The sequence below is a fragment of the Duganella sp. Root198D2 genome (assembly GCF_001428585.1).
Classification (GTDB): domain Bacteria; phylum Pseudomonadota; class Gammaproteobacteria; order Burkholderiales; family Burkholderiaceae_D; genus Rugamonas.
The window spans coordinates 58,533-79,986 of the sequence record NZ_LMIC01000048.1 but is presented as its reverse complement, the minus strand read 5'-3'; the positions used below and the strand labels follow the sequence as shown (position 1 = coordinate 79,986).

Genomic DNA, 21,454 nt, shown 5'->3' with positions numbered 1-21,454 from the left:
CATGGATAAGGCCCGCGTCATCACACTGTTCATCGGCGTCGTGCACGCCGGCAGCTTCAGCCAGGCAGCGGTAGATGCCGGCTTGTCCGCGCAGGCGGTCAGCAAGGCGATTCGCCAGCTGGAGGAATACCTCGGTGTGCGCCTGTTCCACCGCACCACGCGCAGCCTGAGCCTGACCGACGAGGGCCAGCGCCTGTTCGAACTGGCCAACCCCGGCCTGCGCCTGCTGGACGAGGCGCTGGACCATGTGCAGAACAGCCGCGAGGCGGTCGACGGCATGATCCGCGTCGCCGCGCCTACCTCGCTGGGCACGGTGATGCTGGCGCCGCTGCTGCGCGAGTTCCAGGAGCTGTATCCGAGCGCCCATTTCGACATGCTGTTCGATGACCACTTCACCGATTTGATCGAATCGAAGATCGACGTCGGCTTCCGTGCGGGTAATCCGCCTGAGCGCAACCTGGTCGCGCGCCAGCTGGGCAGAATTCCGCTGTATATCTGCGCCTCGCGCGGCTACATTGAGCGTCACGGCGCGCCGCGCACGGTGGAGGAGCTGCAGCAGCACCGCTGCACCGGCTTCCGCCAGCCGAACACGGGCCGCGTCATTCCGTGGGAGATGAAAGGGCAGGGCGGAACGGTTTATCAGGATGTGCCGTGCGTGGCGACCTTCAACACGGCGGAAGGCGAGGTGGAGGCGGTACGCGCCGGCGTCGGCATCGGGCAGCTGGCGTTGTATATGGTGGAGCGCGACCTGGCAGAGGGACGGCTGGTGCACCTGCTGCCGACCCACGTGACGGCGAATGCGGCTGTTTACATGTACTATCCGCAGCGCAGCCGCATGCCGATGCGCGTGCGGCACTTTATCGACTTCATGATGAAACGCAAATGGACCGCCTTTACCTGATGACTGTCTACGTGGCCGTGGCCGAGGAGCAGGGCTTCGCGTCAGGCGCGCGCCGCCTGGGCCTGTCGCCGCCTGCCGTCACGCGCGCGGTGGCGGCGCTGGAGGAAAGGCTGGGCGTAAGGCTGCTGGACCGTACCACGCGCCACGTGCGGGTGACGGAAGCGGGCCAGCGCTACCTGGACGATGCGCGCCGCATCATCGCGGAAGTCGATGAAGCCGACGATGCGGTGGCGGGTATCAACGCCGCGCCGCGCGGCCACCTGACCGTCACCGCGCCGGTGCTGTTCGGCCGCATCTACGTCGTGCCCGGCATCGTCGACTACCTGCAGCGCTATCCTGCGATGGATGTTTCCACTGTCTTTGTCGACCGCGTGACGAACCTGCTGGAGGAGGGCATCGACGTCGGCATCCGCATCGGCGAGCTGCCCGACTCGAGCATGCGTGCGATTCCCGTCGGGCAGGTGCGGCGCATGATCATCGCCTCGCCTTCCTATATAGCGAAGCATGGCGCGCCGGCCACGCCGCAGGAACTGGAGCAACACACCGTTGTCGCTTCATCCGGCTCCAGCGTGCCGCCGGACTGGCGCTTCCAGCATGGCGGCAGCACGCAATCGCTGCGGGTCAAGCCGCGCCTGGGCGTGAATAACAATGACTCGGCTATCGAGGCGGTGCGCAGCGGTTTCGGCATCGCCCGCCTGCTGTCCTACCAGGCGGCCGCCTTGCTCGATGCCGGAGAACTGGTGGAGGTGCTGCAGGACTACGCCACGCCGGCCGTGCCGATCCATATCATCCACCGCGACAGCCGCCAGGGTTCAACCCGCATTCGCAGCTTCGTGGACCTGATGGCCGAGCGCCTGCGCACCGATCCGAGGCTCCAACCGGTGCGCTGACAGCGCTAAATTGGTGCGGCGCACAAACGCAGTGCTTGATTTTCACCGGCATCGCCCCGGAAGCGGGGTGGCACGGCGCTTGCAATATCCCCATTATTTACTCACCGGGGATAGAGATGGATCGCACGTTCAGCCTTACCCGCCGTCGCCTGCTTGCTGCGGGCGCTGCGACAGCCTTATCGAATTACGCCTGGGCTGCAGGCTCCGACAAGCCGGAAAAAGAAGAAGTCAAAGTCGGCTTCATTCCCCTCACTGATTGCGCCTCGGTCGTGATGGCGTCCTTGCTGGGCTTCGACAAGAAGTACGGCATCAAGATCGTGTTGAGCAAAGAGGCCTCATGGCCCGCCGTGCGCGACAAGCTGGTGAACGGTGAGCTCGATGCTGCACATGTGCTGTATGGCCTGGTGTACGGCGTGCACCTTGGCGCCGGCGGCGCGAAGAAAGACATGGCCGTGCTGATGAACCTCAATCACAACGGCCAGGCGATCACGCTGTCGAAGAAGCTTTCCGACAAAGGGGCGGTCGACGGCGTGTCGCTGGCAAAGCTGATGCGCGCCGAGCCGCGCGAATACACCTTCGCCCAGACTTTCCCAACCGGTACGCATGCAATGTGGCTGTATTACTGGCTCGCTTCATACGGCATCAATCCGATGCAGGACGCGAAGATGATCACCGTGCCGCCGCCGCAAATGGTAGCGAATATGCGGATCGGGAATATGGACGGTTTCTGCGTGGGTGAGCCGTGGAACCACCGCGCGATCGTGGACGGCATCGGCATCACGGCGGTCACTACGCAGGATATCTGGCGCGACCATCCGGAGAAGGTGCTCGGTACCAGCGCGGAGTGGGTGAAGAAGTATCCGAACACCGCACGCGCACTGGTCGCAGCGGTGCTGGAAGCGGGGCGCTGGATCGATGCATCCCTGTCGAACAAGGTGAGGATGGCCGAAGCCATTGCCGACAAATCCTACGTCAACACCACGGTCGACGTGATCGGCCAGCGCATCATGGGGCGCTACCAGAATGGGCTTGGCAAGGTCTGGGATGATCCGAACTACATGAAGTTCTTCAATGACGGCGCGGTGAATTTCCCTTACCTGAGCGACGGCATGTGGTTCCTGACGCAGCAGAAACGCTGGGGCTTGCTGAAGTCGGAGCCTGATTACCTGGCCGTTGCGACGCAGGTCAACCAGATTGAGGTCTACAAGGATGCGGCAAGCATGGCGAAGGTGAATGTGCCGAAGTCGCCGCTGCGTAGCGTGAAGATGGTCGACGGCGCACTTTGGGACGGCAAGAATCCCAAGGCGTATGCCGACTCGTTCAAGATCAAGGTGTGAAGGGAGGGCATATGAATGCAGTCTACGAATCGATAGAGGGCATAGGCGCGGCCACAGCCGCGGACGCAGCGCCTGCACCGTCGCGCCGCGCACGCCTGGCAGCGAAGGGAGTACGCCTGGCGCCGGAGGGCGGGCGGCTGCGGCCCTTCGTCATGAAGGTGCTGCCGCCGCTGCTTGGCCTGTCGCTGCTGCTGCTGGCCTGGCAAATCCTGGCAGTACGAAATGCAGGGTTTCCAACGCCGCTGGAAACCTGGCATGAGGCGGTGAAGCTGTTTGCCGATCCGTTCTACCGCAAGGGCCCGAACGACCAGGGCATAGGTTGGAATATCCTTGCGTCGCTGCGCCGGGTGGCGCTTGGCTTTGGCCTGGCGGCGCTGGTCGGCATTCCGCTAGGCTTCCTGATCGGCCGCTTCTCCTTTGTGTATGGCATGTTCAGCCCTTTAATCAGCCTGCTGAAGCCCGTGTCGCCGCTGGCCTGGCTGCCGATTGGGCTGCTGGTCTTCAAGGCCGCCGATCCGGCCGCGATCTGGGCCATCTTCATCTGCTCGATCTGGCCGATGATCGTCAACACAGCTGTTGGTGTGCAGCGCGTGCCGCAGGATTACCTGAACGTGGCACGTGTGCTGGACTTGTCCGAGTGGAAGGTGGTGACCAGGATCCTGCTGCCTTCCGTGTTGCCCTACATGCTGACCGGCGTGCGGCTGGCGATCGGTACCGCATGGCTGGTGATCGTCGCCGCTGAAATGCTGACCGGCGGAGTTGGCATTGGCTTCTGGGTATGGGATGAATGGAACAACATGAATGTGCCGCACATCCTGATCGCCATTGGCGTGATCGGCATGGTCGGCCTGCTGCTGGAACTGGCGCTGGTCGCGCTGGCCAAAGCCTTCAGCTATGAGGAGAAATGAGATGGCGTCGAAATTCATCGATATCAGCAGGGTCGATATGCGCTTCGGCCAATTCCACGCGCTGAGCGACATCAACCTGGCGGTGGAGCAGGGCGAATTCATCACCCTGATCGGCCATTCCGGCTGCGGCAAATCGACACTGCTCAACCTGATCGCGGGCCTGAACTTGCCAAGCAGCGGCGTGCTGGTTTGCAGCGGGCGTGAAATCGCCGGGCCGGGACCGGAACGCGCGGTAGTGTTCCAGAACCATTCACTGCTGCCTTGGCTGACCTGCTTCGAGAACATCTACCTGGCGGTGGAGCGCGTATTCGGCGGCAAAGAGTTGCGCGCGCAGCTGGACGAACGCACCTGGAAAGCGTTGGAGCTGGTCGGGTTGGCGGCGGCCGGCGGCAAGCGGCCCACCGAAATTTCGGGCGGCATGAAGCAGCGCGTTGGCATCGCCCGGGCGCTGTCGATGGAGCCGAAAGTGCTGCTGATGGACGAACCGTTCGGCGCCCTCGACGCCCTGACGCGCGCCCACCTGCAGGATGAATTGATGCGCATCGTTGCCGCTACCGGTGCCACGGTGGTGATGGTCACGCATGACGTGGATGAGGCGGTGTTGCTGTCCGACCGCATTGTCATGATGACAAATGGTCCAGCTGCCACGATCGGCGGTATTGTTAAAGTAAGGCTGGAGCGCCCGCGCGACAGGCTAGCCCTGGCCCAGGATGCGCTTTACCTCGACTACCGGACCAGCGTACTGGAGTTCCTCTACCAGCGGCAAGGACGCCCGGCACAACGTTTTGCTGCATAGCAATGTACAAAAGTGTGGCAGCAGGACGGCTCTGCTGCTACATTTGTGGTCTATACAAATGGAGACGCATGATGAGTACCGAAGTACAGCAGCACGAAGTTATCAAAGAAGCAAAGCGGGATGAAAAGCCGAACCGCCACGAACTGGTACGCCAGCAGATGAACCACACCGGCCTGCGTACCGGTATTGCAGCCGGCCTGCTGGCCCTGGTGGGCCTGAGCGCCTGGCTGCTCGCCTGATCAAATAACCCGCAGTTCGTCCAGCGGCCAACGCGGACGGACATTGAAGGAATAATCCCGCTGCGCCGCCTGCGGATTGATCTGCAGGCGCATGGCGCCGGCGAAGGCAATCATTGCCCCGTTATCGGTGCAGAATTCCAGTTCCGGGTAGTAGACCTTGAAGTGCTTCTTTTTGGCTGCCGCGTTCAGCGATGCGCGCAGCTGCGCGTTCGCACCGACGCCACCGGCAATCACCAGGCGTTTCAGGCCGGTCTGCTTTAGCGCGGACAGGCATTTGGCCGTCAGCACATCCACGATCGCATCCACGAAACCGCGCGCGATGTTTGCCTTGTCCTGCTCGCAGACATTGGCAGCGCCGCCGCTGTTGTTCACTACCGTCAGCACTGCTGTCTTCAGGCCCGAGAACGAGAACATCAGGTCCTTCGAGTGCAGCATGGGACGCGGCAGCTTGTAGGCTTCCGGATCGCCGAATTCGGCCATGCGCGAAATGGCCGGGCCGCCGGGGTAGCCCAGACCGAGCAGCTTGGCCGATTTATCGAATGCTTCACCAGCCGCATCATCCAGAGTTTCACCCAGCAGTTCGTACTGGCCGACGCCGTCTACGCGCATCAGCTGCGTATGGCCGCCGGAAACCAGCAGCGCGACGAAAGGGAATTCCGGCGGCTCGCTGGCCAGCAGCGGCGACAGCAGGTGGCCTTCCAGGTGGTGCACGCCCAGTACCGGCTTATCCAGCGCCAGGCCCAGGGAGCAGGCGATGGCGGAACCAACCAGCAGGGCGCCGGCCAGGCCCGGCCCTTGCGTGTAGGCGATGGCGTCGATGTCCTGGGCGGCCATTCCAGCCTTGGACAGCGCCTGCTCCAACAGCGGAATCGCGCGGCGGATGTGGTCGCGCGAGGCCAGTTCCGGCACCACGCCACCGTATTCCTCATGCATCGCTACCTGCGAGTGCAGGGCGTGCGACAACAGGCCGCGCTGCGTGTCATACAGGGCCAGGCCGGTTTCGTCACAAGAGGATTCAACGCCGAGAACGATCATTGGAGTGCACAAAGGGTAAAAGCAATCCGCCATTGTAATTGAAAGCCTGCTTGCGATGATTGGTATACGTGTATACAATTGATTGCATGAAGACACCTCCACCCCGTGCGCACGGCGGTCCGGCCATCCTGGCGGCCCTGCGCGATGCCATCAGCAACGGCGAACTGGCGCCCGGCGCCGTGCTGCGCCAGGCCGAACTGGCCGAACAATTCGGCACCAGCCGTATCCCCGTGCGCGAAGCGCTCAATTCCCTGCAGGCGGAAGGCCTGGTGCAGATCGAGCCGAATCGCGGCGCCTTCGTGACCACCTTGAGCGCCGAAGAACTGCGTGAGCTGTTCGACCTGCGCGTGCTGCTGGAGACCGAGGTGCTGCGGCGCGCGGTGCCCTTGCATTCGGAGCGCAGCCTGCGCCGGCTGGAGGCGATCCAGCACGAACTGGATGGCGAGACTGTGCCGCTGGAATGGCTGCGGCTCGACCGCGCCTTCCATGACGAACTGTATGCGCCAAGCGCGAGGCCGCGCAGCTTGCAGCTGGTGGGCAGCTTGCGGTCTTCGGTGGAGCGCTTTTACCTGGCGCGCCTGGGGCCGGAGGCGCGCCGTCCGGAATGGAACGATGAGCACCAACGCCTGATCGCGCTGGTGAGGGCAGGTGATGCTGAGGGCGCGTGCGCCATGCTGGCCGCGCACCTGCGCGAAACTGAAAGGAGCATGACTTGAGCATTCATACCGCGGAAGTTGCGTGGCATCGGCACGACGCCAAATTCACCGATAACCGGTACAGCCGCCTGCATAAATGGACGTTTGACGGCGGCATGGTAGTGCCCGGATCGTCGTCGCCGCATGTGGTGAGGGTGCCGCTGTCAGATCCTTCTGCGGTGGATCCGGAGGAGGCATATGTGGCTTCGCTATCGAGCTGCCATATGCTGTGGTTCCTGAGCCTGGCGGCGCGCGACGGGTATGTGGTCGACAGCTACGTCGATGCGGCGGAAGGGAAGATGGAAGATGGCTGGATCAGCGTGGTGACGCTGAAGCCGCTGGTCGCCTTCTCGGGCGAGAAGGCGCCGACGGATGCGGAGCTGGAGCGCCTGCACCACGAAGCACATGGAGCGTGCTTCCTGGCGCGTTCGGTCAAGTCCGAGATGAAGGTTGAAGGCAGCTGGCGCTATTAAGGACGGGCACGCAGTTCGCGGTCAGCCTCTTTCAGCACGCGAACCGTGGTCTCCCAGTCGATGCAGGCGTCGGTCACCGAGCAGCCGTATTTGAGTTCCGACAGGTCCGCCGGAATCTTCTGGTTGCCCGCCACAATGTTCGACTCGATCATCACGCCGACGACGGATTCATTGCCGTGCACGATCTGGTTGACCACATCGGTCATCACCAGCGGCTGCAGTTCCGGCTTCTTGTACGAATTGGCGTGCGAGCAGTCGATCACGATATTGGCCGGCAGCTTGGCCTTCTGCAGCGACTGTTCCGCGATTGCCACCGACACGGAATCATAGTTAGGCCGGCCGTCGCCCCCGCGCAGCACCACGTGGCCATGCGGATTGCCCCGCGTGCGCACGACGGACACATTACCCTGGCTGTTAATGCCCAGGAAGGCGTGCGGATTCGCCGCCGACAGGATGGCGTTGATCGCAATGCCGATATCGCCGTCGGTGCCGTTCTTGAACCCGACAGGAGTCGACAGGCCCGACGACATTTCGCGGTGGGTCTGCGATTCGGTGGTGCGGGCGCCGATGGCGGTCCAGGCGATCAGGTCGCCCAGGTATTGCGGCGAGATCGGGTCCAGCGCCTCGGTGGCGGTTGGCAGGCCCAGTTCGCAGACGTCCAGCAGGAATTGGCGCGCTTTCAGCATGCCCTCGTCGACGCGGAACGAGTCGTCCATATACGGATCGTTGATATAGCCCTTCCAGCCGGTGGTGGTGCGCGGCTTTTCGAAATACACGCGCATTACCAGCAGCATGGTGTCCTTGACTTCTTCCTGCAGCGCTTTCAGGCGGCGCGCATAGTCCAGGCCCGCGACAGGGTCATGGATGGAGCAAGGACCGACGACGACGAACAGGCGCTTGTCCTTGCGCTCCAGGATGGCGCGCAGGTCGGCGCGGCCCTTGGTGACGGTGTCGGAGGCCTTGTCGGTCAGCGGCAGTTTCGCATGCAGCTCCTCAGGGGTGGGCATGGATGCGAACGAGGTAACGTTAATGTTTTCAAGGTTTTGGGCGATCATGATCAGTCTGCTTTTCACTGTGTTTTTTCTTGGGGGATCTAACAGTGTAGCCGAAATGCCGTAAACTGGCTGAATGACGACTAAACAACCTTTCCAGGCCGCTCCGTACATCAAGGAAATCGGCCGGGGCGCGAAGGGCGCCCGCAGCATGGAGCGCGAACAGGCGCGCGAATTGTGGGGCGCGATTCTTGATGGGCGCGTATCGGACCTGGAGCTGGGCGGCATCTTGCTGTCGATGCGTATCAAGGGCGAATCGGTGGAAGAGCTGGAAGGCTTCCTGGAAGCTTCGGAAGCCTCGTTCCACAAGCTGTCTGCGCCGGCCGGCGAGTTTGCACCGGTGGTCATTCCCAGCTATAACGGCGCGCGCAAGATGGCCAACCTGACGGCCTTGCTGGCGCTGCTGCTGGCGCGCGAAGGCGTACCGGTGCTGGTGCACGGCGTGGCACATGACGTGGGGCGCGTCGCCACGGCCGAAGTATTTGAGGCGCTCGGCGTGCACGCCTCGCCCGACCATGCGGCGGCTGAAGCTGCGCTGGCGAATGGCCGCGTGGCCTTCATCACCATCGATGCACTGGCGCCGCGGCTGGCGTGGATGCTGTCGCTGCGCCGCATCCTCGGCGTGCGCAACTCGACGCATACGCTGGTGAAGATCGTGCAGCCGTTTGCAGGGGCCGCGCTGCGGCTGGTGTCCTATACCCACCCGGAGTACCTGGAATCGCTGGGTGAATTCTTCACGCTGAACAAAGGCCACGCCTTCCTGATGCGCGGCACGGAAGGCGAGACTGTCGCCAATGCCAACAAGGCGCAGAAGATCGACTGGTTCCACGGCGGCGAGCGCACGGTGCTGGTCGAGAAGCAGACCCTGGTGGAAAAGCTGCCCGAGCTGCCCGAAGATAAGAGCGCGGAGTCCACTGCCGCCTGGATCCAGGCCGTGCTGCGCGGCGAGATTCCGGTGCCGGATTCGATCGCTCAGCAAGTCGCCCACTGTAAAGATGTAGCCCGCCATTTGCTTCGCGTAAAATAGGAGGTTATGGCTAAAGAATTTGATGTGGCGGTGATCGGCGCGGGCGCCGCCGGAATGATGTGCGCAGCGACTGCAGGCAAGCGTGGCAAACGCGTTGTGCTGCTCGATCACGCCGATAAACTGGCGGAGAAGATCCGCATCTCCGGTGGTGGTCGTTGCAACTTCACCAATATTAACGCCGGCCCCGCCAATTTCCTGTCGGAGAACCCGCACTTCGCCAAGAGCGCATTGTCGCGCTTCACGCCGCACGACTTCCTGGCGATGGTGAAGAAGCATCGTATCGGCTTCCACGAAAAGCATAAAGGACAACTGTTCTGCGACGACTCGGCCGAGCAGATCATCCAGATGCTGAAGGATGAATGCTCCGACGGCAATGTGCACTGGCGCATGCCTGCGAAAGTGGACGCGTTGCAGCAGAACGGTGCCGGCTACATCCTGCAAACAGACGAAGGCGAAGAAATCCACGCGGCGTCGATTGTCGTTGCCACTGGCGGCTTGTCGATCCCGAAAATCGGCGCGACCGATTTCGGCTACCGGATTGCCAAGCAGTTTGGGCTGGAGCTGGTCGAGCCGCGTCCCGCCCTGGTGCCGCTGACTTTCGACACCGAGGAATGGGCGCCATTCGTGCCGCTGTCCGGCGTATCGCTGGAAGTGGACGTGGAAACCGGCTCCCTGAAAGGCCGCAATCCGAGCGGCGCGCGCTTCCGCGAAGACCTGCTGTTCACCCACCGAGGCCTGAGCGGCCCGGCCATCCTGCAGATTTCCAGTTTCTGGCAGCCCGGCACCCCGATCACGATCAACCTGTTGCCGGAAATGGACCTGGCGCAGACGCTGATCGAAGGGAAGGGCACGCTGAAGAAGCAGCTCGGCAACCTGCTGTCGCAATGGCTGCCGAGCCGCCTGGCCGAAGGCTTGCTGCAAGTGCAAGGGCTGGACCCCGAAGCGCGCATCGCCGACATGAAGGACGACACCCTGCGCAAGCTGGGCCGCGCCGTCAACCAATGGACCATCACGCCAAACGGCTCGGAAGGCTATCGCAAGGCCGAAGTCACGCGTGGCGGCGTCGACACCCGCGAGTTGTCCCAGCAATCGATGGAATGCAAGAACGTGCCGGGTCTGTACTTCATTGGTGAAGCGGTGGATGTGACCGGATGGCTGGGCGGCTACAACTTCCAATGGGCTTGGGCATCCGGAGTGGCTGCCGGCCTCGCGATCTGATATCATTCCACTTCCGGCAACGCATTTTTCGCCGGATTCATGATGTTAGCTCGGCTGAAATATTGCCCGCGAAAGACGTCGATATCCCCTGCGGAACCGCCTGAGTGGCCGGTTTGGCGTCTATTGTCTCTTCCATTTTTGAGCAAAACCTGCTAATATCGCTGTCTTTCCTGAACCCTAACGGTTTGAATTTTTACATGACTACTATCCGCCTTAAAGAAAACGAGCCGTTCGAAGTCGCAATGCGTCGCTTCAAGCGCACCATCGAAAAGACCGGTCTGCTGACCGAACTGCGCGCACGCGAGTTCTACGAAAAGCCAACCGCAGAACGCAAGCGCAAGCTGGCAGCTGCCGTGAAGCGTCACTACAAGCGCATCCGCAGCCAGCAACTGCCTAAGAAGCTGTACTAATTCAGCTCTCGTCGGCATTCTTGCAGGCGCATTGATCGCCACGGATGCCCACGCCAGAGTTTCAACCCGCTCCGGTAAATGCCGCAGCGGGTTTTCCTTTTTTCCACGCACACTTTTGAGGTAGCTATGAGCCTGAAAGCCCAGATCACTGAAGACATGAAAGCCGCCATGCGCGCCAAGGAAGCCGGCAAGCTGGCCACCATCCGCCTGCTGCTGGCCGAGATCAAGCGCAAGGAAGTGGACGAGCAGATCGAAGTCAACGACGTGCAGACCGTGGCCATCGTTGAGAAGATGATCAAGCAGCGCAAGGATTCGATCACCCAGTTCGAAGCCGGCGGCCGTTCCGACCTGGCCGACATTGAGAAAGCCGAACTGGCCTTCCTGGTGGATTACATGCCAGCCGGCCTGTCCGACGAAGAGATCGCCGCTGAAGTGAAAGCCGCCGTCGCCGAGTCCGGCGCAGCAGGTCCCCAGGACATGGGCAAAGTCATGGTCATCGTCAAGCCCAAGCTGGCTGGCCGCGCCGACATGACCGTCGTCTCCGCACTGGTCAAAAAGGCCCTCACCCCGTCATAATCTACAGCCCAGCCATATCGTGGGCCGCGTGCGTTGAGGTGGATCAAACTCCCTTTGTGCGCGGCGGTATAGTCTGATTTATAACAAATACCGTTCAGCCTCGTGATTCCACAGTCATTTATTGCCGACCTGCTGAACCGCGTCGATATCGTCGATGTGGTGGGGCGTTACGTCCAGTTGAAAAAGGGCGGCGCCAATTTCCAGGGCCTGTGCCCGTTTCACAGCGAAAAATCTCCTAGCTTTACCGTTAGTCCGACCAAGCAGTTCTATCACTGCTTCGGCTGTGGCGCCCATGGCACCGCGATCGGCTTCCTGATCGAGTATTCGGGCATGGGCTTTGTCGATGCGGTCAAGGATCTGGCCCAGAATGTCGGCATGGTCGTACCTGAACAGGACGACAAAATCCCGCCGGCCCAGCGCGCGGCCCAGCAGCAGCAGTCCATGGCGCTGTCGGAGGCCATGTCCAAGGCTAATGAGTTTTACCGCGCCCAATTGCGCCTGGCGCCGCAGGCGATCGGCTACTTGAAAGGCCGCGGCCTGACCGGCGAAATCGCGGCCCGCTTTGCGCTGGGCTATTCGCCGAGCGGCTGGGATGGCTTGAAAGCCGTGTTCCCGGACTATGAAAACCCGGTCCTGGTTGAAGCCGGCCTGATCATCCAGAACGTCGATGAGGACGGTAAGCGCACCAAGCGCTATGACCGCTTCCGCGAGCGGGTAATGTTCCCTATCCGCAATACCAAGGGCCAGGTGATCGCCTTTGGCGGCCGCATCATGGACCAGGGCGAACCAAAGTACTTGAATTCCCCGGAAACGCCTTTATTTTCAAAGGGCTCGGAGCTGTATGGCTTGTTCGAAGCGCGCCAGGCAATCCGCGATGCGGGCTATGTGCTGGTGACGGAAGGCTATATGGACGTGGTGGCGTTGGCCCAGATGGGCTTTCCGCAAGCGGTCGCGACGCTGGGAACCGCTTGCACCACGACCCACGTCCAGAAGTTGTTGCGTCAAACCGACACCGTGATCTTCAGTTTCGATGGCGACAAGGCCGGTCGCCGCGCTGCAAGGCGTGCGCTGGAAGCCTGCCTGCCGCATGTGTCGGATGACAAGACGATCAAGTTCCTGTTCCTGCCGGCTGAGCACGACCCGGACAGCTATATCCGCGAATATGGCGCCCAGGCTTTCGAGCAGCAGGTACATGAAGCGATGCCGCTGTCCCAATTCCTGCTGCGCGAGGCCGCCGGCGAGCATGATTTAACATCGCCTGAAGGCCGGGCCCGCGTCCAGTTCGACGCCAAGCCGCTGCTGCAGGCTATGCCGCCGACCTCGCTGCGCCTGCAAATCGTGCGCGGCCTGGCGACCATGACGCAGAGCACGCCGGGCGAAGTTGAGCAGCTATTTGAGCTGACCAAGCCAGTGGCTGCTAATAAGGTAGCGCCGCCAAAGAGCCGGCGCGTGCAGCCAGTGGGGCTTGAGCTGAAACTGATCCGCGTCATGCTGACGCACCCGACCCTGGCGCTGCAGCTGGATGACGAAGCCCTGCTGGCCTTCAGTCATTTCGGCCAGGAAGCCGCCGAGCGCCTGGTCTGGCTGATTGTGCAGGCGCAATCGCTGGGGGAGCAGGGCAGCTTTGCCGCGTTCTGCCAGTTGGTGAAAGAAACCGGCAGCGATTATGATGCGCTCATCGGTGAGATTGCTGCCGCGCCGGAGCCGGATATCGAGGGTGAGCGCCTGTGGCTGCTCGCTACCGTGCGCCACTTGAAGATGGATGCTTTAAAACAGGAACTGGACCAGCTATTTACCGCTGGTTTATCCTCCGAAGAAATTGGTGTACGCTACCGCGAAATTACTGCCAAGCAAGACCAGCTGCGCAAGGAAGCTGAAGATGATTTAGGTTCGAGGTAATTGCTGGCACGCACGGAAACCTTCCCGTCTGGTAATTGTAAAGGGGCGTGCTATAATAAAATGCTAAATATTGCAATATTTAGCGGGTCTGATTTTTCGTTTGTTTTCAGTAAGTTACAGTAGTAGTTGTTGCGGTTTGTAGTGGACTTAACTATTCCCGGAAAGCGCCTGTGCCAGCAAAGAAACCTGAAACCAAAGCGGCTGAAAAGCCTCGCAAAGTGACCGCCAAGCCCGCGACCAAGTCGGCTAATAAACCGGCAACTCGCGTCACGGCGCCGCCGGTGGTTAGTCAGACAACGGACGCAGCCGCCCTGGCTGCCATCGATACTTCCGGATATGTGCTGCCATCCGTCAAGGTGCCGGGACGCCGTGGCCGCAAGCCGAAGGAATTCACGCCGGAAAACGACGAGGTTGCAGCACTGAACGCTGTTGAGCGTGCCGAGATGAAGGCTGCGGACAAGGCGAAAGCCAAAGACCGCAAGGCCAAGGAAAAGGCATTGCTGAAAGATGCGTTCTCGTCCGACACCGAGGCTACGGAAGAGGAACTCGAACGCCGCCGCCAGAAGCTCAAGACGCTGATCAAGTTCGGCAAGGAACGCGGCTTCCTCACCTACGCTGAAATCAACGACCACCTGCCAGAAAATATCGTCGATCCGGAAGCGATCGAGGGCATTATCGGCACCTTCAATGACATGGGCATCGCCGTGTATGAGCACGCGCCCGATGCCGAGACCCTGCTGCTGTCGGATAACGTCGCCACTGTCACCAGCGACGACGAAGCTGAAGCTGCCGCAGAAGCCGCGCTGTCCACCGTCGATTCCGACTTCGGCCGCACCACCGACCCGGTCCGCATGTATATGCGTGAAATGGGTTCGGTCGAGCTGCTGACCCGTGAAGGCGAGATCGAAATCGCCAAGCGTATCGAAGACGGCCTGCGCGACATGATCCAGGCGATTTCCGCCTGCCCTGTGACGATCGCCGAGATCCTCGCCACCTCCGAGCGCATCCGCATCGACGAGATCAAGATCGACGAAATCGTCGACGGCCTGGTTGATGAGGATGGCGAAAACATCGCCACTGCAGCCGCCGCTTCCGACGACGAAGAGTCGGACGACGACGAAGAAGCAGAGGGCGAAGAGGAAGAGGACGAAGCCGCCAGTCCAGGCGGCGCCGCGGCCGGTTACACCGCCGAGCAGCTGGAAGCGATGAAGCAGCTCGCCCTCGAAAAATTCGACAATATCGCCAACCAGTTCGACCGCATGCGCAAAGCATTCGAGAAGGATGGCTATAACTCGAAAGCCTACCTGAAGGCACAGGAGTCGATTTCCGGCGAGCTGCTGGGCATCCGCTTCACTGCCAAAGTGGTGGAAAAGCTGTGCGACACCCTGCGCGGACAGGTCGATGAAGTGCGCCATATCGAGAAGCAGATCCTCGACGTGGCGGTGAACAAGTGCGGCATGCCGCGCGCCCACTTCATCAAGGTTTTCCCGGGCAACGAAACCAACCTCGAATGGGTGGATGGCGAAGTCGCCGCAGGTCACGCTTACAGCGCGATCCTGGGCCGCAACATCCCGACCATCAAGGAACTGCAGCAGCGCCTGATCGACCTGCAGGCGCGCGTCGTGCTGCCGCTGCCGGACCTGCGCAACATCAACCGCCAGATGGCGGCCGGTGAAATGAAGGCGCGCAAGGCCAAGCGTGAAATGACCGAGGCCAACCTGCGCCTGGTGATCTCGATCGCGAAGAAGTACACCAATCGCGGCCTGCAATTCCTCGACCTGATCCAGGAAGGCAATATCGGCCTGATGAAAGCGGTCGACAAGTTCGAGTACCGCCGCGGCTACAAGTTCTCCACGTACGCTACGTGGTGGATCCGCCAGGCGATCACCCGTTCCATCGCCGACCAGGCACGTACCATCCGTATTCCGGTGCACATGATCGAAACGATCAACAAGATGAACCGGATTTCGCGCCAGATCCTGCAGGAGACCGGCGCCGAGCCGGATCCGGCAACCCTGGCGATCAAGATGGAAATGCCGGAGGATAAGATCCGCAAGATCATGAAGATCGCGAAAGAGCCGATCTCGATGGAAACGCCGATCGGTGACGACGACGATTCCCATCTGGGCGACTTCATCGAGGACAACAACACGCTGGCGCCTTCGGACGCAGCGCTGCATGCCTCGATGCGCGGTGTCGTGAAGGATGTGCTGGATTCGCTGACGCCGCGTGAAGCCAAGGTGCTGCGCATGCGCTTCGGTATCGAAATGTCCACCGACCACACGCTGGAAGAGGTCGGCAAACAGTTCGACGTGACCCGTGAACGTATCCGCCAGATCGAAGCCAAGGCACTGCGCAAGCTGCGCCACCCATCGCGCTCGGACAAGCTGAAGAGTTTCCTGGAAGGGAACTAAGGCCCGACGGGCCTCTAGCTCACGCTTGGTTAGAGCAGCGGACTCATAATCCGTTGGTACCCGGTTCGACTCCGGGGAGGCCTACCAACACATCAGCAAGGCCCGGTCCTTTGGATCGGGCTTTGTTTTTTCTGTAAATGAACCGATGAACGTACGCGATCAACTGCTGGCCCTCTTCCTTTCGCTTGCTGTTATGGGCACGGGCCATGCCGCGCCTATGGATGAAGCCGTCCTGAAGCAGCTGCTGCCAGGCCAATCCCACTGCGATGACGCGCGCAACGACCCCAAATTCCAGAAGATGGATGTGGATTTTGACCAGTATTGCGTCTGCCTTCCGATAAAGGCCGAGGAGTTCCTGCGCGCGGCAGACTGGCGGTCCCCTGGCGATCCAACGGCGGAGGACAAGGCCAAATACAGCGACCTGATACGCGACGCGGAAGTCGTCTGCGCGAGGCCGTACGTCAAGAAACAAGTCGGTCAGCAACTGGAGGAAATCTGCCGCGGCGGCCGGGGTATTTTCGCGCCGCTGGCCAGGCAAGGGACTGCTGCACTGGATGCGGCCTGCCCATGCATCGCCAGCACGGCCACCGACCAGACCTACGGGGCAGGTGATGCGCCAATTGACCCGAATATCAACACCAAAGCGGTTTTGGTGGCAGCAATCAATTCTTGCGCGCCAAAGCAAGGCGGCAAGTAAAACTTGACGGAAAGGGGCTTCAGCCCTATCCTGCCGGGTTCCCAGGGCCCTTAGCTCATGCCTGGTTAGAGCAGAGGACTCATAATCCTTTGGTGCGCGGTTCGACTCCGCGAGGGCCTACCAATTCGCTATATGCAGTGAAAAACGCCTCTACGAGCAATCGTCGGGGCGTTTTCTATTGGGATATTCCCTCGGACATCAGGGATTGAATCGTTTCAAGGATGCGATTGCTATTCTGGTAATATTTCCTCTATGCATATTATTCGATTCCCTGGATCCATCCTGCTCGGCCTGGCATTTTCCAGCGCCCTGGCCGCTCCCCTCAATGCCAGCAAATTTTCACCCACTTACATAGGTTTTTCTGCCGACAATGCTCGCGCTTGTCTCGTTGGACAAAGCTTTGATCCCGAATGGGGGAATAGCACTGCCGAGCTGACGCTGCTTGACCTGAAGCGCGACGCCGTCCTGGCCAAGACGCAAATCCCCGTGCCCGATGATGACGCATCGCTGTACCCGGTGCAGTGCGCGTTCGATGGCGAGAATGTCTACCTGCTGGCGAACGTGGATACCCAAGCTTCGCGCTCGCTGAACCAGGGCCTCGTCTACATATACCAATTCAATATGCAGGGAAAGCAGCTTGGAAAGAAAGAGCTTGCGATCCCGGGAAGCAACAGCTACGGCCATGCGCTGGGCGTATCCGCGAGTGGGCTACAGGTTGCAGGCTATATCAAGGACGAGGATGACTCCTCCGAGTATTACTCCTTCTTTACGCTCGCGCTGGACCGGCGCCTGAAAGAGGGTAAGCTGAACGTTCGCAAGACGGGCGCCTTCAGGAGCGGTTCCGAGGCGCGCTTTGTAGGCGACAACGTGCAGGTTGCCGGGCCATTCGTTGCAGCTAAAGTAGTGAAGGACAACTGGGTCGACGACTATGCAAATTCGCGCGTCCTGGTCAATGGCGGTTATGCCTGGAGCATGCGTCCGTTCAAGCAATCCCCGCGCCACGTGGCGGCGGGAATTTCCCAGCAGGGTGCGATCTATTCGCTCGCCTACGAGAAGACAGGATCGACACTGGCAGTGACCAGCGCCGAAGGCAAGCAGCTCTCGCTGGCCAGCTATCCGAGCAAATTTTGCGAAACGAGTTCGATTACCGAATATGGCGCGGACGTGCTGGCCTTGCGCAAGCCTTGCGACGTGAAGCGCAAGGCGGCGGAGCTGGTACTCATTTCTCCCGCCAATGGAAAGGAAACTCCGTTGCAACTGGCGCCAGGGGAACCGGTGTTCGCGGCCACCAATTCAGGGCAATGGGTCGTCATCTCCAAAGATGCCGGCGGCAAGCTTGCCTGGTACACGGGCGCTGTTGGCGGCGAGACGCGCTTCAGCCAGACGACAGCCGGAGTGGAGCATTCCCTGAGCCTTGGCCGCATCAATATCGATAAGAAGGGCCAGCGCTCTTTCGATTTCGCTTACGAGCAGCGTGCCGGCGAATGCCGCTTCAGCATGAACGGGCACGCGGTCCAAGTGGATATCTTTAATCCAGAAGGAGACGATGGCAAGGAGCTGCCGCAGGTCGTCATGTACGACAGCGAGGGCATTGCCCTGACGCTGCCACTGGATGGACCGCCGCGGCAGGCTTCTTTCACCGGCACCCTGGCGCCCGAGCAGGCAAAGCGCAGCTGCGGCAACAAGAACGGCGGCAAGGTGTCCTTGACGTTCAGCGCAGCAGGCGCCCGCCGTTAAACGCCATCCATCCACTTGATCCTGCATCCTGTCGGATAGCGGGGGCGCGCACGCGCGCGGGATCCTAGAATCGGCACTCCTATCAACCGTCGGGGGAGTGAAATGGGCATGTGGAAAAAAGTGGCGTGGGGGCTGGCTGCGGCATCGCCGTTGCTGGCGCAAGCGCAGGTCGATTTGACCAAGCTCGATCGCGACATGGCGGGGCCGAAGTCGCAGGTGATGGTGCTGGGCACCGTCCATTTGAGCGGCACGCCGGCCACATTCAAAGCGGCTTCCCTGGGCGGTGTCATCGACCGCCTGGCAGCCTTCAAGCCCGACATCATTACCATTGAGAGCGAGTCCGGGGAGGACTGTGACCTCGCGGCGCGGCATCCCGCAAAGTATGGGGCGAACTGGTGTCCCAAGACTGAGGTAGCGATGGCTGCGACCGGGCTCGATATGCCGGCTGCGCTGGCGGAAGTGGATAAGACGCTGAAGGCCTGGCCTGCGAAGCCGACTGCATCGCAGCGCAGGCGTCTGGCGGCAGCGTTCCTGGCGGCGAACGAGCCCTCGTCGGCCCTGGTGCAGTGGCTGCAGTTGCCTGCGGCCGAGCGCCGCGAGGGCGATAGCCTGGATGCGGCCCTGGTGGCAATGCTGGAAAAGCTTGAAAAGCGCAAGAACGAGGACAACCTGATTGCGGCGCCACTGGCCGCCAGGCTTGGCCTGCAGCGCGTCTATTCGGTTGATAACCATACCGGCGACCGTATCGACCTGCCTGACATCAAGGCCTTCGTGAAGCAGCTGGAGGCTGCCTGGGCGTCAAGCAGCGCCGAAATGAACGTCCGCCGCAAGCAGGAAGATGCCTTGTCGCAGGCGGACGATATGCTGCCCTTGTACCGTTTCATAAACGCGCCGGAGAGCATGCGCATCCATGCGGAGTCGAACGTAGTAGGGCCGATGCGGGCGAAGTCGGCGGAAGTTTACCCGCAAATCTGGGTAGGCGGCTGGGAGATCCGCAACCTGCGCATGGTGGCCAACATCCGTGAAACCTTCCGCGAGCGTCCGGGGGCCCGTGTGCTGTCCATTGTCGGCGCTGCGCATAAGCCTTGGTTTGACCATTGGCTTGCGCAGCTGCAGGGCGTGGAGATCGTCGATGCTGTCGACGTTTTGAAGTGACGCAGCGCAGGAACGCCGCTCAATCAAACGCTGCCCGGATCTCGCGGCTGATTTGTCGCGGTGCCTGCAGGTGGGCGTAGTGGCCGAGCCCGGGCAGGATGCTGAATGGCCGACCTGACTTGGCGGCGAATTCTTCGCCCATCTTCTTGTCGATGTAGATATCCTTCTCTCCCCACACAACCTGGACCGGTGTTTTCAGGCGTTCCAGGTTGGCCTCGAAATACTGCTGGTCGCGGGTGAAGTGCGAGTAGTAGTGGTAGAAGGCGTCTCCCGTGCTCAGGCGGCCCTGCGTCCAGCCGGCCAGCATGTCTTCCGTGAAATCCGCAGGCACATTGAATTGCTCGCTGGCTTCCAGGCCGCGGCGGAAGGTGTTTTCGATGATCTCGTTGCGATTCTGGTTGATCGCGGTGCGGGTTACCTGGGCGGTCTGCGGCTCTTTCAGGCTGCGCAGGCGGTCGGACATGTATTGCGGCCGGTCGAATGGGGCGAAGTCGCCGGCGATGATTTTCCTTGCGATGTCAGGCTGCTCCAGCGCTGCCAGCAGCGGCGGCAGGGCGCCGATATCAGTGGCGTAAATCACCAGCGTTGAGCGGTCGATGCCTGCCTTGTCGATGTAGGCCTTAACGACTTGCGCATAGTCGCGCGGTGCGTAGGCGAATTTGGCGGCGGAAGGGCGTGACGATTGACCATAGCCCGGCCAGTCAAAGGCGTGCACTTCGTAATCGCGGCCCAGGTCCAGCGCCAGGTCGCGCCAGGTGAGCATGGTTTCCGGAAAGCCGTGCAGGAACAGTACCGTGCCTTTGGCTGCCGGATTTTTGACCACCATCCGGCGCAGGGTGATATCGGGGCTGAGTTTTACGTAGTCGATTTCCTGGGCGGCGGCGCCGGCCAATGCAAGGGTGCCTGCAGCAGCGGCGATTGATTTCTTGAGCGCGGACATATTGGTGATCCTTGGTGAAGGGTTCGAGATGCCTTCAATATAGGTTCCGCTGCTTGTGGCGTAAATGACGTATTTCCCTCCTTTCAGGACATGCGCGCTATACGGCGCAGTGCTTGCGGCGGCTGTCCGTAGGCGCGCAGGAAGGCGCGTCGCATGCGTTCGGTATCGATGAAGCCGGTTTCCGCCGCGATTTCTTCGATGGTGTGGCGGCTTTGCTCGATCATCAGGCGCGCGGCTTCCAGCCGCAGGTGCTCGATCGCCTTGGCCGGCGACTGGCCGGTTTCGCTTGTGAAGGCTCGGCTGAACTGTCGAGGGCTGAGGTGTGCGACACCGGCCAGTTCCTGGACCGACAGACCGGAGTGCAGGTGATTGCGCGCATACTCCAGCACGCGCTGGATGCGGTCGGACTTGGCGCCAAGTTGCAGGAGGGTGGAATGCTGGGACTGGCCTCCGCCGCGACGATGGTAGACCACCAGCTTCTTCGCCACCGCTGCCGCGAGTTCGGCGCCGTAATCGGCCTCGATAAGGCCCAGCGCAAGGTCGATGCCGGTGCTCATGCCGGCCGAAGTCCAGACTGGGCCATCGTTGATGAAAATGCGGTCCGCATCGACGCGCGCCGCGGGGAATTGCTGCTGCAGTTCGCGGGCAAACAACCAGTGCGTTGTGACGCGCCTGCCGTCGATCAGGCCAGCTTCGCCAAGCAGGAAAGTGCCGGTGCAGACGGATGCGGTCCGGCGCGCAAGCCTGGCGGCGGCGCGCAAGCGAATGAGTATCTGCGTGTCGGTGGGCGCTGGCGCAACCAGGCCGCAGACGATCAGGGTGTCCAGCCGGCGCCGCGCGAGCGGCTGGGTTTCCAGCGAGGCGCCGAACGAATTTGCAACCGGGCCGCCATGTGCGGAAAAAAAGCCGATGTCGTACAGGCGCTCGCAGGCCGTGGTGTTAGCCAGTTCGAACGCGGAGGCGGCGGCCAGCCCCATGATCTGGAAGCCAGGCGGCAGCAGGAAGCCAATCTTCAGCAAAGCAGGACCTATGGCGTAAAAGGAGGTATTTCGATC

Annotated in this window: 21 protein-coding genes and 2 tRNA genes; 19 read left to right on the top strand and 4 right to left on the bottom strand. The window is 61.3% G+C overall.

The features are described 5' to 3' along the window. Position 1 precedes the first annotated feature (1 nt). From ASE26_RS24095 to ASE26_RS30920, 6 genes are all read left to right on the top strand, one after another. A complete protein-coding gene (locus tag ASE26_RS24095; protein ID WP_057247079.1) occupies positions 2–901 on the top strand; it encodes a LysR family transcriptional regulator in 900 nt (299 codons plus the stop codon). Beyond that, on the top strand, positions 883–1,791 hold the full coding sequence (locus tag ASE26_RS24090; protein ID WP_055929604.1) for a LysR family transcriptional regulator: 909 nt from the start codon (positions 883–885) through the stop codon (positions 1,789–1,791). The genes ASE26_RS24095 and ASE26_RS24090 overlap by 19 nt, the downstream gene beginning before the upstream one ends. 116 nt (positions 1,792–1,907) lie before the next feature. Next, positions 1,908–3,128 carry a CmpA/NrtA family ABC transporter substrate-binding protein gene (locus ASE26_RS24085; RefSeq protein WP_055929607.1) on the top strand — a complete coding sequence of 407 codons (1,221 nt, stop codon included), beginning with the start codon at positions 1,908–1,910 and terminating at the stop codon, positions 3,126–3,128. A gap of 11 nt (positions 3,129–3,139) precedes the next feature. Further along, positions 3,140–4,036 (top strand): nitrate ABC transporter permease, encoded by an 897-nt coding sequence (gene ntrB / locus ASE26_RS24080; protein ID WP_055929610.1) that lies wholly within the window; start codon positions 3,140–3,142, stop codon positions 4,034–4,036. A 1-nt stretch (position 4,037) separates the two neighbouring features. After that, positions 4,038–4,832 carry an ABC transporter ATP-binding protein gene (locus tag ASE26_RS24075; protein WP_055929613.1) on the top strand — a complete coding sequence of 265 codons (795 nt, stop codon included), beginning with the start codon at positions 4,038–4,040 and terminating at the stop codon, positions 4,830–4,832. Positions 4,833–4,900: 68 nt separating this feature from the next. Continuing rightward, positions 4,901–5,071 carry a hypothetical protein gene (locus ASE26_RS30920; protein WP_156397970.1) on the top strand — a complete coding sequence of 57 codons (171 nt, stop codon included), beginning with the start codon at positions 4,901–4,903 and terminating at the stop codon, positions 5,069–5,071. Here the strand turns inward: ASE26_RS30920 and tsaD are convergent, their stop codons facing one another. Further along, on the bottom strand, positions 5,072–6,106 hold the full coding sequence (tsaD, locus tag ASE26_RS24070; RefSeq protein ID WP_055929616.1) for a tRNA (adenosine(37)-N6)-threonylcarbamoyltransferase complex transferase subunit TsaD: 1,035 nt from the start codon (positions 6,104–6,106) through the stop codon (positions 5,072–5,074). 86 nt (positions 6,107–6,192) lie between these two features. Here tsaD and ASE26_RS24065 point away from each other — a divergent pair, with 86 nt between their 5' ends. Both ASE26_RS24065 and ASE26_RS24060 read left to right on the top strand, forming a co-directional pair. Continuing rightward, the gene (locus tag ASE26_RS24065; protein ID WP_057247078.1) at positions 6,193–6,822 is read left to right on the top strand and encodes a GntR family transcriptional regulator; all 630 of its coding nucleotides are present in this window, start codon (positions 6,193–6,195) and stop codon (positions 6,820–6,822) included. Further along, on the top strand, positions 6,819–7,274 hold the full coding sequence (locus tag ASE26_RS24060; protein ID WP_055929622.1) for an OsmC family protein: 456 nt from the start codon (positions 6,819–6,821) through the stop codon (positions 7,272–7,274). The genes ASE26_RS24065 and ASE26_RS24060 overlap by 4 nt, the downstream gene beginning before the upstream one ends. Here the strand turns inward: ASE26_RS24060 and ASE26_RS24055 are convergent. Continuing rightward, the gene (locus ASE26_RS24055; protein ID WP_055929625.1) at positions 7,271–8,329 is read right to left on the bottom strand and encodes a 3-deoxy-7-phosphoheptulonate synthase; all 1,059 of its coding nucleotides are present in this window, start codon (positions 8,327–8,329) and stop codon (positions 7,271–7,273) included. The genes ASE26_RS24060 and ASE26_RS24055 overlap by 4 nt on opposite strands. Before the next feature lie 73 nt (positions 8,330–8,402). Here ASE26_RS24055 and ybiB point away from each other — a divergent pair, with 73 nt between their 5' ends. From ybiB to ASE26_RS24000, 11 genes are all read left to right on the top strand, one after another. Continuing rightward, on the top strand, positions 8,403–9,353 hold the full coding sequence (ybiB, locus tag ASE26_RS24050) for a DNA-binding protein YbiB (protein ID WP_055929628.1): 951 nt from the start codon (positions 8,403–8,405) through the stop codon (positions 9,351–9,353). A 6-nt stretch (positions 9,354–9,359) separates the two neighbouring features. Beyond that, on the top strand, positions 9,360–10,571 hold the full coding sequence (locus tag ASE26_RS24045; RefSeq protein WP_057247077.1) for an NAD(P)/FAD-dependent oxidoreductase: 1,212 nt from the start codon (positions 9,360–9,362) through the stop codon (positions 10,569–10,571). Positions 10,572–10,768: 197 nt separating this feature from the next. Beyond that, entirely contained in the window at positions 10,769–10,981 is a 213-nt protein-coding gene (rpsU, locus tag ASE26_RS24040) for a 30S ribosomal protein S21 (RefSeq protein WP_005665410.1), read from the top strand. Positions 10,982–11,107: 126 nt separating this feature from the next. After that, complete coding sequence (locus tag ASE26_RS24035) at positions 11,108–11,557, top strand: GatB/YqeY domain-containing protein (protein WP_055929634.1); 450 nt, start codon at positions 11,108–11,110, stop codon at positions 11,555–11,557. Between the two features lie 102 nt (positions 11,558–11,659). Beyond that, a complete protein-coding gene (gene dnaG, locus ASE26_RS24030) occupies positions 11,660–13,456 on the top strand; it encodes a DNA primase (protein WP_055929636.1) in 1,797 nt (598 codons plus the stop codon). A gap of 170 nt (positions 13,457–13,626) precedes the next feature. Then, on the top strand, positions 13,627–15,870 hold the full coding sequence (rpoD, locus tag ASE26_RS24025) for an RNA polymerase sigma factor RpoD (RefSeq protein WP_055929639.1): 2,244 nt from the start codon (positions 13,627–13,629) through the stop codon (positions 15,868–15,870). 8 nt (positions 15,871–15,878) lie between these two features. Next, positions 15,879–15,957: transfer RNA gene (locus ASE26_RS24020), tRNA-Ile, on the top strand. 58 nt (positions 15,958–16,015) lie between these two features. Further along, positions 16,016–16,567, top strand: a complete 552-nt coding sequence (locus ASE26_RS24015) for a hypothetical protein (RefSeq protein WP_057247076.1) — start codon at positions 16,016–16,018, stop codon at positions 16,565–16,567. A 44-nt stretch (positions 16,568–16,611) separates the two neighbouring features. Next, positions 16,612–16,690: transfer RNA gene (locus ASE26_RS24010), tRNA-Ile, on the top strand. A gap of 129 nt (positions 16,691–16,819) precedes the next feature. Further along, positions 16,820–18,304 carry a hypothetical protein gene (locus tag ASE26_RS24005; protein ID WP_057247075.1) on the top strand — a complete coding sequence of 495 codons (1,485 nt, stop codon included), beginning with the start codon at positions 16,820–16,822 and terminating at the stop codon, positions 18,302–18,304. Positions 18,305–18,406: 102 nt separating this feature from the next. Beyond that, positions 18,407–19,459, top strand: coding sequence for a DUF5694 domain-containing protein (locus tag ASE26_RS24000; protein WP_156410004.1), 1,053 nt, complete (start codon positions 18,407–18,409; stop codon positions 19,457–19,459). Between the two features lie 19 nt (positions 19,460–19,478). Here ASE26_RS24000 and ASE26_RS23995 read toward each other — a convergent pair whose 3' ends face one another. After that, positions 19,479–20,399, bottom strand: coding sequence for an alpha/beta fold hydrolase (locus tag ASE26_RS23995; protein WP_055929647.1), 921 nt, complete (start codon positions 20,397–20,399; stop codon positions 19,479–19,481). A gap of 83 nt (positions 20,400–20,482) precedes the next feature. Next, positions 20,483–21,418 carry a GlxA family transcriptional regulator gene (locus ASE26_RS23990; protein WP_055929649.1) on the bottom strand — a complete coding sequence of 312 codons (936 nt, stop codon included), beginning with the start codon at positions 21,416–21,418 and terminating at the stop codon, positions 20,483–20,485. Between the last annotated feature and the right edge of the window lie 36 nt (positions 21,419–21,454).

Excerpts from the sequence above, each read along its gene's own strand:
- ASE26_RS24095 (WP_057247079.1), top strand. The coding sequence starts at position 2 with ATGGATAAGGCCCGCGTCATCACACTGTTCATCGGCGTCGTGCACGCC.
- ASE26_RS24090 (WP_055929604.1), top strand. The coding sequence starts at position 883 with ATGGACCGCCTTTACCTGATGACTGTCTACGTGGCCGTGGCCGAGGAG.
- ASE26_RS24085 (WP_055929607.1), top strand. The coding sequence starts at position 1,908 with ATGGATCGCACGTTCAGCCTTACCCGCCGTCGCCTGCTTGCTGCGGGC.
- ntrB (WP_055929610.1), top strand. The coding sequence starts at position 3,140 with ATGAATGCAGTCTACGAATCGATAGAGGGCATAGGCGCGGCCACAGCC.
- ASE26_RS24075 (WP_055929613.1), top strand. The coding sequence starts at position 4,038 with ATGGCGTCGAAATTCATCGATATCAGCAGGGTCGATATGCGCTTCGGC.
- ASE26_RS30920 (WP_156397970.1), top strand. The coding sequence starts at position 4,901 with ATGATGAGTACCGAAGTACAGCAGCACGAAGTTATCAAAGAAGCAAAG.
- tsaD (WP_055929616.1), bottom strand. The coding sequence starts at position 6,106 with ATGATCGTTCTCGGCGTTGAATCCTCTTGTGACGAAACCGGCCTGGCC.
- ASE26_RS24065 (WP_057247078.1), top strand. The coding sequence starts at position 6,193 with ATGAAGACACCTCCACCCCGTGCGCACGGCGGTCCGGCCATCCTGGCG.
- ASE26_RS24055 (WP_055929625.1), bottom strand. The coding sequence starts at position 8,329 with ATGATCGCCCAAAACCTTGAAAACATTAACGTTACCTCGTTCGCATCC.
- ybiB (WP_055929628.1), top strand. The coding sequence starts at position 8,403 with ATGACGACTAAACAACCTTTCCAGGCCGCTCCGTACATCAAGGAAATC.
- ASE26_RS24045 (WP_057247077.1), top strand. The coding sequence starts at position 9,360 with ATGGCTAAAGAATTTGATGTGGCGGTGATCGGCGCGGGCGCCGCCGGA.
- rpsU (WP_005665410.1), top strand. The coding sequence starts at position 10,769 with ATGACTACTATCCGCCTTAAAGAAAACGAGCCGTTCGAAGTCGCAATG.
- ASE26_RS24035 (WP_055929634.1), top strand. The coding sequence starts at position 11,108 with ATGAGCCTGAAAGCCCAGATCACTGAAGACATGAAAGCCGCCATGCGC.
- ASE26_RS24015 (WP_057247076.1), top strand. The coding sequence starts at position 16,016 with ATGAACGTACGCGATCAACTGCTGGCCCTCTTCCTTTCGCTTGCTGTT.
- ASE26_RS24005 (WP_057247075.1), top strand. The coding sequence starts at position 16,820 with ATGCATATTATTCGATTCCCTGGATCCATCCTGCTCGGCCTGGCATTT.
- ASE26_RS24000 (WP_156410004.1), top strand. The coding sequence starts at position 18,407 with ATGGGCATGTGGAAAAAAGTGGCGTGGGGGCTGGCTGCGGCATCGCCG.
- ASE26_RS23995 (WP_055929647.1), bottom strand. The coding sequence starts at position 20,399 with ATGTCCGCGCTCAAGAAATCAATCGCCGCTGCTGCAGGCACCCTTGCA.